The sequence below is a fragment of the Sorangium sp. So ce145 genome, from assembly GCF_051525985.1.
GTDB classification, from domain to species: Bacteria; Myxococcota_A; Polyangia; order Polyangiales; family Polyangiaceae; genus Sorangium; species Sorangium cellulosum_B.
Genome location: NZ_CP150315.1, coordinates 5,453,212 through 5,469,296 on the forward strand (window position 1 = coordinate 5,453,212; position 16,085 = coordinate 5,469,296).

Consider the following 16,085-nt stretch of genomic DNA (forward strand, 5'->3'; position numbering starts at 1 on the left):
CGCCGTCCGGCAGGTTCGCTGCGCGCGCAACGCCGGCACGAGGGCTCGGCCCGAGGAGTCCCATGTCGATTGATATCGTCCGAGGCGAGCTCGAGCGCCTCTTTTCGCTCGATGAACTGATGGCCCTGTCGTCCGACCTCCTCGGCTTCAGCCCGGCCGAGATCGGGGGCAGCGCCTCCAAGGCCTCCTTCGCGCGCGCCCTCACGGATCATTGCGTGGAGCTCGACGCCATCGATGCGTTGATCGATGCCGTCATCGCCTCGCGCGCAGAGGTCGACGCGCGCATCCGCGCGCTCGGCGTCCATGGGCTCGGCCTGCCCGAGGAGATCGGGCCCGGCGAGGCGTTCGGCGAGTACATCGTCACGAGAAAGATCGGCGAGGGCCCCCGGGGCCTCGTCTACGCGGCGACCCGGGGGACCGAGCCGCGGACGCTCAAGGTGCTCCGGCGCGAGGCGACCCGGGACAGCCGGGCGGTGCGCAGGTACCTCACCCACGTCCGCCTGGCCGCGCAGGTGCACCACGAGAACCTGGCGAGCGGCGTCGACGCGGGGATCGTGGGCGGCCGGGCGTTCGTGGCGTACACGCACGTCGACGGGCTGCCGCTCTCGGCGCGCCTCGCGCGCTCGGGGCCGCTCCACATCAACGAGGCGAAGCCGCTGCTCCGCGGGATCCTCGGCGGGCTCGCCGCGCTCCACGAGCAGCGCCTGGTCCACGGCGCGCTCAAGCTCGAGAACGTCGTCGTGGCCCGCGGCGAGGACGGGGAGCCGCTCCCGATCCTCGTCGACGTCGGCGGCGATCGGCTCGGCGCCGGGTGGTCCAGCCCGGAGCTCGTCGAGGCGGCCAGCCCCGAGCAGCTGCGCGGCGAGAGCGTCGGCCCCGCGAGCGATCTCTACGCCTTCGGCGCGCTGCTCTTCGAGCTCCTCACGGGCAAGCCCGTGTTCTCGGGCGCCGCCGCGGTCGACATCGCCGTCGCCCATCTCGTCGAGCCGCCGCCGCCGCCGAGCGCGGTCGCGCCGCGCGGCTGGGTGGGCAAGGACATCGACGAGCTCTCGGGGCGCCTTCTCGCGAAAGCGCAGGACGCCCGGCCGAGGGGGACGCGCGCGGTGCTCGACGCGATCGAGCCGCTCGGCAGGCCGCAGCAGCAGGAGGCGGCGATCGAGGGCGCGCAGCTGAACGACCTCATCGATCGGCTCGTCGCGAGCCCCACGGACACGGAGCTCGCGCTCGCCGTCGAGGCGGCCGTCGATCGGGGAGCGGACCCGGGGCGCGTGGCCGAGGCGCTCGTGATGGCCTCGGAGCAGATCGACGCGGGCTCGGCGCCCGGCCAGGGCGACGACCAGGCGGTCGCGGCGAAGAAGCTCCTGCACTTCCGGGCGGCCAGGATCTACGAGAAGGGGAGGCTGCACGACAAGGCGGAGGCGGTCTATCTGCGCCTCCTCGAGCTCGCCCCGGGCGACGACATCGCCTTCAGCGCGCTCGAGGAGCTCCGCAAGGCGCTGGGAAAGCACGAGGAGCTCGTGGAGATGCTCCTCCAGCGGAGCGAGCGCGCCGAGACCGCCGGCGAGCGCGCCCGGGCGCTCAACGAGATCGGGCACCTCTACGTGCGGGAGCTCGACGACAAGGACCAGGGGGTGTTCGCCTTCGCCCAGGCGCTCGCCCAGGATCCGGAGCAGGACGCGTACGCCGTCGACCTGGAGCGCGCGGCCGGCAACGACATGAAGATCTGGTCCGAGGCGCTCCAGATCCTGAGCCAGGCGAGCACCGACGAGGCGATGCCGGCTGAGGCCAAGCTCGCGCTCTTCAACCGGCTCGGGCCCTGGTATGCGGAGAAGGTCGCGCGGGCGGACCTCGGGATCCCGTGCTTCCAGTTCGTGCTCGGGCTCGACCCCGCGAACGAGGAGGCGCTGGAGGGGCTCTCGCAGGTCTACCGCCGCGCCCAGCAGTGGCAGGAGCTCGTCCAGGTGCTGCTCTCGCGGGCCGATCGCGCCGCGACCCCGGGGGAGGCGCGCGACCTCCGCGCCGCGGCGGCCGAGCTCCTCGAGACGAAGCTGAGCGACGCGGGCCGCGCGCGCGACCTCTACGAGCAGATCTTCGCCGAGGACCCCGGGCACACGAGGACGTGCGAGGCGCTGCTCAGGATCTACCGGCGCGCCGAGGATCACGCGGGCTACGCCAAGATCCTCGAGCGGCGCGCGGAGGCGCTGCGGGGCGAGGAGCGCGTCGACACGATCTGCAAGCTCGCCGAGCTCTACGAGGACCGGCTCGGCGACCTGGGCGAGGCGACGCGCCGCTACGAGGCGGCGCTCGAGCTCGATCCGGCCAGCCTGACCGCCCTGCGCGGGCTCGATCGCATCCACAGCCGCGCCGGCAGCTACGCGGCGCTCCTCCAGAACCTGGCGCGGCAGATCGACGTCAGCGCGACGCCGCGCCAGAAGATCAACCTCTACGAGCGGATCGCCGGCATCCACGACGAGGAGTTCCTCGATCACGCGAAGGCGGCCGAGGCCCTCGAGGCGATCCTCGGGATCGACAGCGCGCACGAGGGCTCGCTCGCCGCGCTCGGGCGGCACTACCGCGCCCTCGAGCGCTGGGAGGACGTGGTGTCGCTCTACGAGCGGCAGCTCGGCATCGTGCCCGACGACAAGCGCCGGGAGGAGCTGCTGCTCGCGATGGGGCGCGTGCTCCTCGATCAGATCGGCTCGCCCGAGCGCGCCCGCAAGGCTTACGAGCGGGTGCTCGCGATCGATCCCCACCACGCCGGGGCCCTGGAGTCGCTCGCGCACGTGCGGGCCGCGACGGGCGACGCCGCGGCGGCGCTGAGCGCGATCGAGTCGCTCGCGGCGACGGCCAAGACGGCGGAGAGCAAGGCCGATCTCTGGATCCGCGCGGCGAAGCTGCTCGAGGAGAAGGGCGATCGGGACGGGGCGATCGAGCGCTACAAGATGGCCCTCGACGCGCAGCCGCAGAACGCGGGCGCGTCCTCGGCGCTGCGCGCGGCCTACCTCGCCCGGGGCGACGCGACGAGCGCCGTCGAGCTCATCGCGCGCGAGGCCGAGGTCGCGGAGGGCAACCTCGCCAAGGGCCGCCTGTACGGCGAGATGGCGCTGCTCCTCCGGGAGCGCCTCAAGGACGACGGGCGCGCCGCGGAGGCGGCGACGAGGGCGGTCGACCTCGATCCGACGGGCGCGCTCGGGCTCATGATCTCGGGCGATCTCGCGTTCGAGGCGGGCCGCTTCCTCGAGGCGGCGCGGCACTACGAGCTCCTGGCGAGCCGGGTCGACGTCCTGCCGAAGGAGCAGGGGCTCAAGCTGCTGCTCCGCTATGTCGACGCGCTCGGCAAGAGCGGCTCGAGCGGCAAGGCGATCGGCACGGTGAAGGCGCTGCTCGCGCTCGCGCCGGACGATCCGGCGGCGCTCTCGCGGGCCGCCAGGGTCAACCTCGACGCGGGCAAGGCGAAGGAGGCCGCGGAGCTCTACGGCCGCCTCGTGGACCGGTTCGGCGCCGGCCTGCCGGAGCGCGATCGGGCGGAGGCGCTCCTCGGGCTCGGCGAGGCGAGGCTCGCGGCCGGCGACCCGGACGGCGCGGTGGCCGCGCTGAACGGCGCCGCCGATCTCCTCCCGGAGTCCCCTACTCCGCTCGCCCTGCTCTCCAGGGTCTTCGAGGCCAAGGGAGACTGGGAGGAGGTCGTGCGCCTCAAGCACCGGCGGCTCGACGTCGTGACCGGCGAGGAGCGGAGCGCGCTCCTGCTCGAGATCGGCGACCTGCTCGCGGCGCACCTCCACGACCGGGCGCGCGCCGCGAAGAGCTACGTGGCGGCGCTGGACGAGCGCCCGGACGACCGGAAGATCCTCACCAAGCTGATGCAGCTCTACAGCGAGGAGAAGGACTGGTCGAAGCTCGTCGACATCGTCCTCAAGCTCGCCGCCAAGATCGACGACAGCCGGCAGAAGGCGAAGTACCTGCACACGGCGGCGATCGTCAGCGCGCGGCAGCTCGGCGATCTCGACCGGGCCGCCACGTTCTACGACGAGGTGCTGGCGCTCGACCCGTCCCTCACGCGGGCGCTCGCGGAGGCGATCGAGCTCCGCGGCGAGAAGGGCGACCACGAGGAGGTGGAGCGCCTGCTCAAGGTCGAGCTCGACCGGGCGACCGAGGAGAACGACACGGCGAAGATGCTCGAGACGTTCGACCGGCTGGGCGCCCTCTACAAGGACAAGCTCGGCTGGATGAGCGAGGCGATCGACGCCTACGAGGCGGCGCAGACGCTCGATCCGGACAGCGAGGCGCGGAACGAGCTCCTGGCGAACCTCTACGCGAGCAACCCGGCGGAGTACCTGGACAAGGCGGTGGCCGCGCAGGCCCCGATCCTGCGGCGCAACCCGTACAAGCCGGACGCGTACCGGCTGCTCCGGAAGATGTACACCGAGGCGAAGCGCGCCGACGCGGCCTTCTGCCTGTGCCAGGTGCTCTGCTGCCTCAGCGCCGCCGAGCCGGACGAGGAGCGCTTCTTCCGGCGCCTGCGCCCCGACACGGCCGCGGCGGCGCAGCAGCCGCTCGACGACCACGCGTGGGCGACCGCGCTCGTCCACCCCGACGTGGATCCGCTCCTGACCGCGGTCTTCGGCGTCATCGAGCCGGCCGTGCTCAGGAAGAACGGGCAGCCGCTGGAGGCGCTCGGTTACCAGCTCGCCTACCAGCTCGATCTCTCGCGCCACCCCTACCCGATGTCGCAGACGCTCTACTACGCGGCGGGTGTCCTGGGCCTCGATCCGCCGCTCACGTTCCAGGATCCGAACGACGGGGGCGGCGTCTCGTTCCTCCACGCGCACGTCCCGGCGATCGTGCTCGGCGCCGCGGCGCTCCAGATGGACCTGCCCACGCAGGCCGCCGCGTTCATCGCGGCCCGCCACCTCACCTACTACCGGCCGGGCATGTACCTCCGGCACCTGGTGCCGACGGGCACCGGCCTGCGCGCCTGGCTGTTCGCGGCGATCAAGCTGATCTCGCCCGCGTTCCCGATCACGAAGGAGCTGGAGGGGCCGGTGATGGAGGACCTGGCGGTCCTGGAGCCCATCCTCGTCGGGCCGGCGCGCGATCAGCTCGCGAGCGCCGTGACGAAGCTGCTCCAGGCCGGCGCCATCGACCTGAAGCGCTGGGTGTCCGGCGTCGACCTGACGGCCGACCGCGCGGGCTTCCTCCTCGCCAACGACCTCGAGCTGGCGCAGGAGATGATCAAGGCGACCGACGAGGCGAGCGCCGCCCTCCCCCACAAGGAGAGGCTCAAGGAACTCACGCTCTACGCGGCCAGCGAGGAGTATTTCGCCATCCGGCAGCGGCTCGGCATCAACATCGACAGCTGAGGGCCGGCCCCTCGGTCGCGGAGCGCTCGCGCCCGGCCTCGATCTACGCCTGCCCTTACGCCCGCCAGGACCGCCGCGGGTGCAATGTGGCAGGGCGGGTCAACTGGATCATCGACGATCCAGCTGCGGGATGTCGCTTCCTGCCCACTTCCGCACCGGACTGGTTGACGGATAAATCCTCAAATTGCTAGGCTGCTGGCCGGCATTAGGCCCTTTTCGATCGTATGTTAGCTCGCCGCAGGTGGCAGCGGGCAGCCTGAGCGATTGTGTGAAAGCACGCCCATGGCGGCAAAGAAGACCCGAAAAACTTCGAAAAAAGACCGGAAGAGAGCGACCAAGGCCAGCGCGGCGAGCTCGAGGCGAGCAGCCTCGACAGCGCGGACGCGGAAGGCAAAACCTGCCGCCCGCTCAGCCGCGCGCAAGCCGAAGCGGAAGGCCGCGTCCTCTCGTCCTGCTGCGCGACGCACCGCTGCCGTGAAGGCGGCAAAGCGCCGAAAAACCACGACAAAACGGGCGACCGCCCGCAAGTCGGCGGCCCCGGCGCGGCGCAAGGCGGCGCGCGCACCGGCGCGGGCAACCCGTACGGGCGCGAGGAAGAAAGCGGCGGTCGGGAGGGCGAAGAAGGCCACCCGCGCGGCCGCGAAGCGAACGAGCGCTTCCAAGGCGAAGAAGGCCGCGGCCAGGACGAAGGCCAGGTCGACGCGCACCGCCGCCAAGCTCAGGACGACCAAGGCCAGGGCGAAGGCCAGGGCGACGAAGGTCAAGGCGAGGGCGGCCAAGGCCAAGGCGACGCGGGCGAAGACGGCGAGGGCCAAGGCCACGAAGGCCAGGGTGACCCGCGCCAGGGTCGCAAAGCCGAGGGCCGCGAAGGCCAGGACCGCGAAGACCAGGGCGGTCGCCGGACGGGCGCGGAAGGCGAAGGCCGCGAAGACGAAGGTCGCGCGGGTCAAGGCCACCAAGCCGAGGCTCGTGCGGGTCAAGGCGGCCAAGCCGAGGCTCGTCAGGAGAAAGATCGCGGCGCGGTCCGAGCGGGCGATCGCGGCGCCGGCGGCGGAGCCGACGAAGCTCCGCAAGAAGCTGAAGCTGAGGCTCGACGATCAGCCGAAGCCCAAGGAGAAGCTGAAGCTCAAGGAGAAGCTGAAGCTCAAGGACGTCGTGGAGCAGGCCGCGCCGAGCGAGGCCGAGCGACCGCGCCGGGCGAGCGACAGGCCGTCGCGCACGAGCGACAGGCCGTCACGCACGAGCGACAGACCGTCACGCACGAGCGACAAGCCGGTCGTCGACAAGAAGAGCGCGCGGCCGGGCGTGGCGAAGGGGAAGAGCGCGGGGGCGTCGATCGAGCGCCGTCCGGGTCGCGTCCCGCTCCGGGAGGCGCCGCGGGTGGTCACCCTGCCGCTGCCGATGCTGCCGCCGCCTCGGCGCGCCACCATCGAGGAGCGCAGCGCGATCATCGAGCAGCGGTTGAGCGCGCAGTCGGAGGACTTCCGGCGGCGCTACATCGACAGCCTCGATATGTCGTGGATTTACCACGACAGCGCGCTCGAAGGGGTGGTCTACACGTTCGACGAGTTGCGCGCGGCCCTCGCCGGGCCGGCGCCGCTCGTGACGGACTCGAGCCTTCAGCCGACGTACGATGACATCCGGCGGCACAAGGAGGCCATCGCGTACGTGCGCGAGCAGGGCGAGAACAAGCGGGCCCCGCTCACGCTCGACTGCATGAAGAAGCTGTACCTGATCCTCCATCCGGAGGAGGGGGATCTCAAGACGGTGAAATACCGCAAGGACATCCCCCAGCACCGGCTCTACTTCCACGAGTACGCTCCGCCGGACAAGATCGCCTACAAGGTGCGTCAGATCATCGACTGGCTGAACGACCCCGAGACGCGGAAGACGCGGAACGGCATCCGGATCGCTGCGCGCGCGCACTACGATCTGCTGCGGGTCTACCCGTTCCCGAACGACAGCGGCAAGGTGGCGAGGCTGTTCATGAACATGCTGCTGCTCCGCACGGGCCTGCCTCCGTCGATCATCCACTCGACCGAGCGGCAGCGCTACTACGAGGCGCTGAAGGGCTCGGCGACGACGGTGTTGCAGATGGTGCAGGAGTCGGTGGAAAACGCGCTCGCGAGCGTCGAGAAGCTCCTCGATGAGCATGAGACGCGGAAGCGCGCCTTCGTCAGCTGAAACGGCTGAGGGCGGTCGCGCGCGAGACCTCGTCCCGGCTGGGCGAGGCGCGCGCCGACCGCCCGCGTCCGTCGCTGTCGCTCCCGCAGACCGACATCGAGACGAGGGCGTCGCGCCGCCGGTGAAGCGGCCGGACAAGGCGGCTCGCAAGGGAGCCTCCATGGCGGCGAAGACGCGCGAGCCGAGGCCCAGGAAGGCGGCAGCGGTCGCCGACGCGGCTCGTCCGACGGCGGCACGCGCAGCGACGAGCACGCCTCCGGCCACCTTCGCGCGGCTGCGCGCGTTGCACCCGGACGCCCACTGCGAGCTGGATCATCGATCCTCGTTCGAGCTCCTCGTCGCGACGGTGCTCAGCGCCCAGACGACGGACGTGCTGGTCAACAAGGTGACCCCCCACCTGTTCGGCGCGTATCCCGACGCCCGCGCCCTCGCCAGCGCCGATGCCGCCGAGGTGGGCGCGCTCCTCAAGCGGCTCGGGATGGGCATGTTCAACCAGAAGGGGAAGAACATCGTGGGGCTCGCGCGAGGCCTCATCGAGCGGCACGGCGGCGAGGTGCCGAGGACGCTCGCCGAGCTCGTGAAGCTACCCGGAGTCGGGCGCAAGACGGCGAATGTGGTGCTCGGCGTCGCCTTCGGAGCGCCGGAGGGAGTCGTCGTCGATACCCACGTGCAGCGCCTGTCGCAGCGGCTCGGGTGGACGACCAGCGACAAGCCAGAGCAGATCGAGCGCGACCTCGTGGCGCTCTTCCCGCGACGCGACTGGGACATGCTGTCCCACACGCTGATCTTCCACGGCCGCCGGATCTGCTTCGCGAGGAAGCCCGCGTGCGGAGGCTGCGGGATCAGCGACGCGTGCCCGAGCGCATTCCGCGCAGAGAACGTGGGGCGCAAGCCGCCACGGCGCCGCGGCGCCGCGCCGTGAGCGCCAGCCGCCGTGCGCGCAACGTGGGTGTCGCGCGCACCGGCGGAAGGTGGGAAGCGGGCGAACGCGGCTCATCGTCGCTCGGCGCCCAGCGAGCTGTTTATCGCGCTGGAGCAGAGGACGCGGGATAACCTTGGGCCCATGAAGGCTTCGCACATGATCCTCGCCCTTGCCTGCCTCTTCACCGCGGCGTGCAGCCCTCTGGAGGACGATCTCTGCGACTACAAGTGCGACTGCGAGGGGTGCAGCGACCGCGAGTACGGCGACTGCCTCGATCGCTACGATGACAGGTACGTAGACGCCGACCGCCGCGGCTGCGTCGATCAGTACGACGCTCTCCTGGCGTGCGAGGACGACACCGGGATCTGCAACCGCGACGACAAGTGGAGTACGTCCTGTAAACCCGAGAAAGACGCGCTGGATCGCTGCATCGACTAGCGCCGCCGCGCGGTCGACCTGAGCCGGCCGCCCGGCCTCCTGGCCGCCGCTCAGGTCCCGCCGCCGGGCGCGACGGCGGCGCCAGGCGTGACCGCGCCTGCGCTGCGGAAGGCCGCGACGAGCCGCTCCGACGCCGTGTAGGGGTCGACCTCGCGCCGCGCGACGGCGTGCACCGCGGCCTCGAGCGCGGGACCGAGCGCGGCGACCGCGGCGTCGGTGAGCGCGTCGCGGAGCTGCACGTGCATCGCCTCGCGCAGGCGCTCCTCTCGGCGCGCAGCGCCGGCCTCGGTCCCGAACAGCCACGCCCGGTGCCCCTCCAGCTTGTCCACGAGCGCCGCCACGCCCTCGTTGCGTGTGGCCACGGTCCGCGCGATCACGGGCTCCCACGGACCTTCGACGGGCTCGCCACCTGCAGAGGGCGCCCTCTGCGCGCGGGCGTGGTGCGCCGCGGCGCTGTGCCCGCGCGCCCGTCCGGAGGCCGCGGCCACCTCGCCGCCGAGCGCGATCATGAGCTCCAGATCGCGCACCGCCGCGTCGGCCCCGTCCCGGTCGGCCTTGTTCACGGCGAAGACATCGGCGCACTCCAGGATGCCCGCCTTGATCGCCTGCACCTCGTCGCCCATCCCCGGCGCGGCGACGACCAGGGTTGTGTGCGCCATCCGGGTGATCTCGAGCTCGTCCTGCCCGACGCCGACGGTCTCGACCACCACGACGTCCGCGCCCCAGGCGTCGAGCACCCGCACGACGTCCACCACCGAGCGCGACAGCCCGCCGAGCGCGCCCCGGGTCGCCAGCGACCGGATGAACACGTCGGGATCGCCGAAATGGGCCTGCATGCGGATGCGGTCGCCGAGGATCGCGCCGCCGGTGAACGGGCTCGTGGGATCGACCGCCACCACGGCGACCCGGCGACCCTGCCCCCGGAACACGCCGATCAGCCGATCGGTGAGCGTGCTCTTGCCTGCCCCCGGGTTCCCCGTCACGCCGAGGACCCAGGCGCGGCCGGTATGGGGGAAGAGATCCTTCAGGATCGCTGCATAGTCGCCGACGCGGTCGTCGACGAGCCGGCAGGCCCGCGCCGTCGCGCGCATGTCGCGGGCGAGGACCTTGTCTGCGATCGGATGCACGCGAGCGGCTTAGGCCCGGCGATGCCGGAACACAACCGGCCCGCGGGCAACGCGGCGCCGGGCTACCTACCCCGCCCCGCCGCCCGCGGTGCCGCCGCCGCCACCGGTACCGCCACCGGTGCCGCCACCGCCGGCCGTACCGTCGCCGCCGGTGCCGCCGCCGCCGGCCGTACCGTCGCCGCCGGCCGCGCCGCCGCCGCCGGCCGCGCCGCCGCCGGCCTCACCGCCGCCTGCTCCGCCCTCCCCGCTTGCCGACGAGCCGGCGCCCCCGGCGCCGCCGGCGGCGGTGTCGAAGATCGGCCTCGTGTCGCCGCACGCGACGACGAAGAGAGCCCAGAGCACAGCGCACGAGGTGAAAGCGAGAGCGCGATTCCACATGGGTACGTCCTTGCCACGAGACACCGAGCGGCGCGCTCGCGAAATCCAGCGGCGTGCTCCAGTCATGGCGCCGCAGGCGGCTGCCGCTCGAAGCGCCGCCAGCGGCCATCGATGAGCCGCTCGTGCGGCAGGTACTGGGCCTTGTAGACCAGCCGCGAGCAGCGCTCGACGTAAAGGCCGAGGTACAGGTACCGGAGGCCCCAGGAACGGCACAGCTCGAGCTGCTTCAAGATCGAGAAGACACCGGGGCTCAGCGGCTCCAGCTCGGGCTCATAGAAGGAGTAGACCGCGGACAGCGAATCCTGCCCCCGATCCACGACGGCGACCCCGACGAGACGGCCGCCGACGCGATAGCGCATCTCGAACGTCTCGCAGCAGCTGTCCACGAGGAACGCCTCGTACCCCTCGGCGCCGAGCGGACCGTCATCGCGCATCAACCCCCGGCCGTGCTTGTGCCGGTTGTACAGGATGATCTTCTCGCGCGTGGTCACGGGCGGGCCGATCTCGACGTCCACCACCTGCTCTCCACGGCGGAGCACCCGGCGTTGCGTGCGGCCGGGGACGAAGTCACGAACGACGATCCGGATCGGCTCGCACGCGCGGCAGGAGGGGCACTGGGTGCGGTAGAGCAGCTTGCCATGGCGGCGGTTGCCCGCGACGAGCCGCTGGTCGAACTCCGCACGCGTGAGCGGACGGATGGGCACGCGCAGCGGCATCCGCGCCTCGGCTTCAGGCAGGTACGGACAGGGGCTCACCTCGTCATGGACCGTGAGCTCGATCGGGTCCGCCCCCTCATCCAGCCGAGGGAGCTCGGCGTCCTGCCCCGCTACCGCATCTCGCTCGCTCGATGAGCCCATGTCGGTGTCGATCCGAGCGCTCGAGCCCCCCGTCGAGCCGCCGGCCGCTAGATCAAGGGGATGCCTGTTGCACGGCCACGTCAAGCAAAACCCAGAACGCCCGGGCCCTCTGTGAGCTCCGCCCGCTTGCGCCGCGCTGGCCCCTATCGCACATCTACCCATGCAAACCCACGTACACCCCATACATGCTGCATGCTCCGGTTCACCGGCGCTGGAGCTTGAGCGATTCACGCGTCGTGCGAAGAGCCCGAGCGGCGCGCCCTTTTCGCTTGGCCCGGAGGCCGGTATGACCGCGCGCGCGACCGCGACAGGGACGTCCCTCGACCATCGAGCGCCCGAATCGCGCGACCGCCTCAAGAAAGGCCGAACGCTTTGGATCTGACAGGAAAGCAGCGCCGCCACCTCCGCGCGCTGGGGCATCACCTCGACCCGGTCGTGCAGCTCGGCAAGGCCGGCCTGACCGACGGCGTCGTCGCGGCGGTCGACGCCGCCCTGGAGCGGCACGAGCTCGTGAAGGTACGCCTGGGCACCGAGTGCCCGGACGAGCTGGACGACGTCGCCGACACCCTCTCCGAGCGGCTCCGCGCCGCCGTGGCGCAGACGCTGGGGCGGACGATCCTGCTGTACCGGCGCCACCCCAAGGAGCCGAAGATCAAACTGCCCGCGGGCAGCTGACCGCGAACGGCCGCGCGTGGCCGCGCCCCCCCACCCTGCGCGGCCTCGGGCGCCTCGAGTCGACGAGGCGCCGCCGAGGCGGCCCTCCCACGTGCCGCGGCGGCGAGGCCTCGGATCGCCGAGGCCCGCGCCAGCGTCACACGTGCCGGAGCGTGGGGCGCTCGGCCAGCAGGTGATCGAGCCAGGCGTTCGACAGCTTCTCCTGCACCGTGTTGGCCCGGAGCCTCGCGGCGAGGTTCTTGAAGTCGACGTGGTCGATGAGCTGGTCCTGGTTGAAGCACGAGAAGACCAGCGTCTCCTTGCCCGTCTCCGGGTCCACGTGCCGCTGGAGGCACTGCGCGCAGACCTCCTTCATCATGCACTGCATCGGCGAATTGATGCTCGCGATGCCCACGTGCTTCGGATCCAGGTGCGGCGCCAGCACGCCGTGCCGCGCCTCGCGCACGGCGTTCATCATCTTGTCCGAGCCGATCGCGATGATGCGACGGACCTCCGAGAGGGCCGCCAGCTCGCCGCCGAGCTGGCGCTCGGCGTAGGCCCTCATCGCCTGGACGATGTTGCCGCGGAAGTGGCGGTCGGTCGCGCGCCGCGGGGGGATCTCGGCGCCGCCATCCGTGCACCAGACGACCTGGTCGGTCGCCACCTCGATGTCGTCCTGCTTGAAGAGATCCTCGCCCCGCCGGTAGCCGGCGAAGTAAATCACGCGGTCGCCGCGCGCCTTCAGGGCCTTCGCGATCGAGAACAGGACGGCGTTGCCGAGCCCGCCGCCGGCGAGCAGCACGGTCTCCCCCTCGGGGATGTCCGTGGGCGTCCCGGTCGGCCCCATCACGACGACCTCCTCGCCCGGGCGCAGCGCGGCGAGCAGGCGGGAGGACGCGCCCATCTCGAGCGCGATGAGCGAGAGCAGCCCCTTCTCCTTGTCGACCCACGCGCCCGTGAGCGCGAGGCCCTCCATCGCGAGCCGCGTGCCGCGGATCACGGGCGAGCGCACCTCGTAGTTCTGCAGCCGGTAGAACTGCCCTGGCTCGAACTTCCGCGCCGCCGCGGGCGCGCGCACGACGACCTCGACGATCGTCGGCGTGAGCCGCTCGACCCGCTCGACCACCGCGCCGAGGTCATGATCGAGGCGGGCGAAGAGGTCGCGCCGCCGCGCGTCGCGCGCGGCCTGCGGCTCCTCGCCGAGCCGGGCGATGTCGCGGCGGAACAGCGCGACGACGGACGGGTACGCGTCCTTGGCGCTCGCCATCGCCTTCACGACGCTCCCCGCGTAGTGGGGGTGGTTGTCGCCGTAGAAGCTCACCGCGTGCTCGCCGTCGTTGTAGCTCGTGAAGAAGCCCTCCCGCGGCTTGGCCGGCTCCACCTTGAGCGCGCCGCCCTCGTCGACGTAGGCGCGGTGCGGCTGGAAGAACTGCCGCCATTTGTCGAACACGAACGAGCCCGGGCGCTCCTTCTCGTACGTAACGTTGGGGCTCGTCCCGGCCGCGACGCACACGGTGCGGGCGGGGATCGAGACCGCCTGCCCCGCGCTCCGCCACTTCCCGTCCACGATCTCCTGCCGATCGAAGACGAGCGAGGAGACGCACCCGCGCTCGTCGAGCACCGCCTCGACCGGGGCGAGGTTCTCGACGTAGCGGATCCCCTCCTCGAGCGACTTGGCGACCTCCTCGTGGTTCAGCCGGTACGCCGGCGAGTCGATGAGGCGCTTTCGATAGACCAGCGAGACGCCTCCCCAGGCGTCGATCAGGCCCTGGAAGCGCGGCGGGCGCCCCTCGCGCGCGGCGCGCGCGCGCTCGTCGCGGATCTCCTCCGCGTGGCGCCGCTGCTCGGCCAGGAACTCCCGCTCCTCCTCGTCGAACATCGCGAGGACGGCGGCCTCTCCGCGCTCCGCGACCAGCGCGTCGAGCCGGTCGGCCGTCTTCTCGACCTGCACGACGTAGTACGCGGCGAGCTCCGTCGCGGTGTCGATCGCCGTGAGGCCGCCGCCGATCACCACCGCCGGCAGGCGCACCTGGAGGTTCGCGAGCGCCGAGCGCTTGTAGGCCCCGGCCAGCTGGAGCGCCATCAGGAAGTCCGACGCCTTGCGGATGCCGCGCGCGAGGTTGTTCTTGAGCGGGATGATCGTCGGGCGCCCCGCGCCCGCCGCGATCGCGACGTGGTGGAACCCGAGCCGGAAGGCGTCGTCGAGATCGATCGTCCCGCCGAACCGCACGCCGCCGTAGATCCGGAGCAGCCGCTGCCGGGCCAGCGTGACGTACAGGACGGTGAGGAAGTTCTTGTCCCACCGCACCGTGATCCCGTACTCGCTCACCCCGCCGAAGCCGAGGAGGACGCGCTCGTCGAGCTCCGTGTAGAGCTGCTTGAAATCCTTGACCGGACGCGGCGGGCGCGACTCGTCGCCCGTGAGCTCGACCGGCAGCGGCTCGATCTTCAGCCCGTCGATCGCCACGCACGCGAAGCCCTGCCGCGTGAGGTGGTGCGACAGCGTGTAGCCGGCCGGGCCGAGGCCGACGACGAGCACGTTCTTGCCGTTGTACGGGAGCGCGTGCGGCCGCAGCGCGTCGAGCGGGTTCCAGCGCGTGAGGAGCCCGTAGATCTCGAGGCCCCACGGGAGCGACAGCACGTCCGTGAGCGCCGCGGTCTCGATCTGCGGGATGTCCACCGGCTCCTGCTTCTGGAAGACGCACGCCTTCATGCAGTCGTTGCAGATGCGGTGACCGGTGCCGGGGCACATCGGGTTGTCGACGCAGACGAGCGCGAGCGCGGCGATCGACTCGCCCCGCCCTCGCATGGTGTGCATCTCGCTGATCTTCTCGTCGAGCGGGCAGCCGTTCAGCTCGACGCCGAGCGGGTTCGCCTTGATCGCCCCGGTCTTGTTGTCGCGCAGGCCCTTCGAGCACGAGTCCTTGTCGCGATCGTGGCAGAAGAGGCAGTAGTCGACCTGGCTCTCGACCTCGCGGGGCGGCGCGCGGCGGTCCGTCAGCGCGAAGCCGTCGCGATCCCTCCGCTCGTGCTCGGGGCCGACGAGGAGCTCGGCGGAGCCCGGGCTGCCGTTCGCGCCCTTCCTCTGCAGCTGGACGAGCTCCTGGTAGTCGAGCGTGCGCGGCGCCTTCAGCGTGGGCCACCGCCGCGCCGGATCGTGCTCGTCCGCGCGGCGCGCCGCGAGCCACGCCTCGACGGCGTCGAGCGCGAGCGCCACGACCACCCCGTCCTCGGCCTCCGTCGGCTCCGCGCCAGCGACCGTCGCCGCCGCCGCCACCCCGTCGGCGAGCGCCGGGTCCTCCCGCAACGCCGCGCGCACCTTCGCCGCCCGCTCGCGGAGCTCGTCCGTCCACTTCGCGCCGCCGGCCTTCGCGGCCTTGCGCGCGATCTCGTCGACCTCGATCAGGGCGAGCGTCGCGCGCGCGATCGCGAGCTCCTCCGCGGCGGAGCCGCTGTCGAGCGCGCTCGCAGGCGCGCCCATGGCCGCGAGCGACCGCCGCGCCGCGTGCGCCGCCTCGACGTGCGTGCCCCGCCACGCCTTCCCCGGGTTCGGCTTGAACAGGCGCTTCTTCGAGAACTCGCGCTTGAAGTCCCAGAGCGCGCTCCGCTCGAGGGTCGCGTCGATCTGCGCCTGCGTTTCCCGCTCGACCCGGAAGAGCATCGCCACGAAGCGGCCGACGTGGGGCGCCGCCGCGAGGAGCGCCTCGGAGATCTGCTCCGGCGTGAGCGCGGGCCGGCCCGCGCCGGCGCCGGCGGCGTCCGCCTGCGCCGCGCGCAGCGAGGTCCGGTACGCGTCGAAGCGCGCGTAGGCACCTTCGTCTGCTGCGTGGAAATACTCCTCGAACCGCTCCGTCAGCTCGGCGAGCCTCGCGGGGTCGAAGAGATCGGCGTAGCCGAAACCAGGGAGCCCGAGCTCTAGCTCGGAGGCATCGGAGGTCGCCTGCACCCACGAAGAGAAGTCAGCCTGCACTCCAGCGTTCGCTTCCATACCCGCGGCAAATGCTTTCTAGTTCAAGGGGTTCGCTCACCTGACGAGGGCTTGCCCACGCAGCCTCGAGAGCGGCGTAAAATAGCACCAGGTCGCACTTTCGACCTGGTGCTCGAGCAACATTCAATCGAGCTCGCCCTGCGCTGGTCAGCGCGTCGAGCACTCGAGCACGCAACC

10 protein-coding genes are annotated in these 16,085 nt (G+C 71.8%); 5 read left to right on the plus strand and 5 right to left on the minus strand.

Annotated features, from left to right (window positions below; all coding sequences use genetic code 11):
- Nucleotides 1-62 precede the first annotated feature (62 nt).
- The gene (locus WMF34_RS20245) at nucleotides 63-5,360 is read left to right on the plus strand and encodes a protein kinase domain-containing protein (protein WP_437994249.1); all 5,298 of its coding nucleotides are present in this window, start codon (nucleotides 63-65) and stop codon (nucleotides 5,358-5,360) included.
- A 227-nt stretch (nucleotides 5,361-5,587) separates the two neighbouring features.
- Here the strand turns inward: WMF34_RS20245 and WMF34_RS20250 are convergent, their stop codons facing one another.
- The gene (locus WMF34_RS20250; protein ID WP_231864954.1) at nucleotides 5,588-6,349 is read right to left on the minus strand and encodes a hypothetical protein; all 762 of its coding nucleotides are present in this window, start codon (nucleotides 6,347-6,349) and stop codon (nucleotides 5,588-5,590) included.
- Here WMF34_RS20250 and WMF34_RS20255 point away from each other — a divergent pair.
- The 3 genes from WMF34_RS20255 to WMF34_RS20265 all read left to right on the plus strand — a co-directional run bounded on the left by WMF34_RS20255 (nucleotide 6,330) and on the right by WMF34_RS20265 (nucleotide 8,904).
- Nucleotides 6,330-7,544: a Fic family protein gene (locus WMF34_RS20255; RefSeq protein ID WP_231864955.1), complete on the plus strand. Its 1,215-nt coding sequence runs from the start codon at nucleotides 6,330-6,332 to the stop codon at nucleotides 7,542-7,544. The genes WMF34_RS20250 and WMF34_RS20255 overlap by 20 nt on opposite strands.
- Nucleotides 7,545-7,704: 160 nt before the next feature.
- Nucleotides 7,705-8,466 (plus strand): endonuclease III, encoded by a 762-nt coding sequence (nth, locus tag WMF34_RS20260; protein ID WP_437994250.1) that lies wholly within the window; start codon nucleotides 7,705-7,707, stop codon nucleotides 8,464-8,466.
- Between the two features lie 156 nt (nucleotides 8,467-8,622).
- Nucleotides 8,623-8,904 carry a hypothetical protein gene (locus tag WMF34_RS20265; protein WP_157906786.1) on the plus strand — a complete coding sequence of 94 codons (282 nt, stop codon included), beginning with the start codon at nucleotides 8,623-8,625 and terminating at the stop codon, nucleotides 8,902-8,904.
- A gap of 50 nt (nucleotides 8,905-8,954) precedes the next feature.
- Here WMF34_RS20265 and meaB read toward each other — a convergent pair whose 3' ends face one another.
- The 3 genes from meaB to WMF34_RS20280 all read right to left on the minus strand — a co-directional run bounded on the left by meaB (nucleotide 8,955) and on the right by WMF34_RS20280 (nucleotide 11,266).
- A complete protein-coding gene (gene meaB, locus WMF34_RS20270; RefSeq protein WP_012236547.1) occupies nucleotides 8,955-10,031 on the minus strand; it encodes a methylmalonyl Co-A mutase-associated GTPase MeaB in 1,077 nt (358 codons plus the stop codon).
- 66 nt (nucleotides 10,032-10,097) lie between these two features.
- Entirely contained in the window at nucleotides 10,098-10,409 is a 312-nt protein-coding gene (locus WMF34_RS20275; protein WP_437994251.1) for a hypothetical protein, read from the minus strand.
- A gap of 62 nt (nucleotides 10,410-10,471) precedes the next feature.
- Entirely contained in the window at nucleotides 10,472-11,266 is a 795-nt protein-coding gene (locus tag WMF34_RS20280) for an arginyltransferase (protein WP_049876301.1), read from the minus strand.
- A gap of 372 nt (nucleotides 11,267-11,638) precedes the next feature.
- Between WMF34_RS20280 and yhbY the strand changes: the two genes are divergently transcribed.
- Entirely contained in the window at nucleotides 11,639-11,941 is a 303-nt protein-coding gene (gene yhbY, locus WMF34_RS20285; RefSeq protein ID WP_012236550.1) for a ribosome assembly RNA-binding protein YhbY, read from the plus strand.
- Between the two features lie 136 nt (nucleotides 11,942-12,077).
- Here yhbY and WMF34_RS20290 read toward each other — a convergent pair whose 3' ends face one another.
- Nucleotides 12,078-15,908: an FAD-dependent oxidoreductase gene (locus WMF34_RS20290; RefSeq protein ID WP_173427420.1), complete on the minus strand. Its 3,831-nt coding sequence runs from the start codon at nucleotides 15,906-15,908 to the stop codon at nucleotides 12,078-12,080.
- Nucleotides 15,909-16,085: the final 177 nt, after the last annotated feature.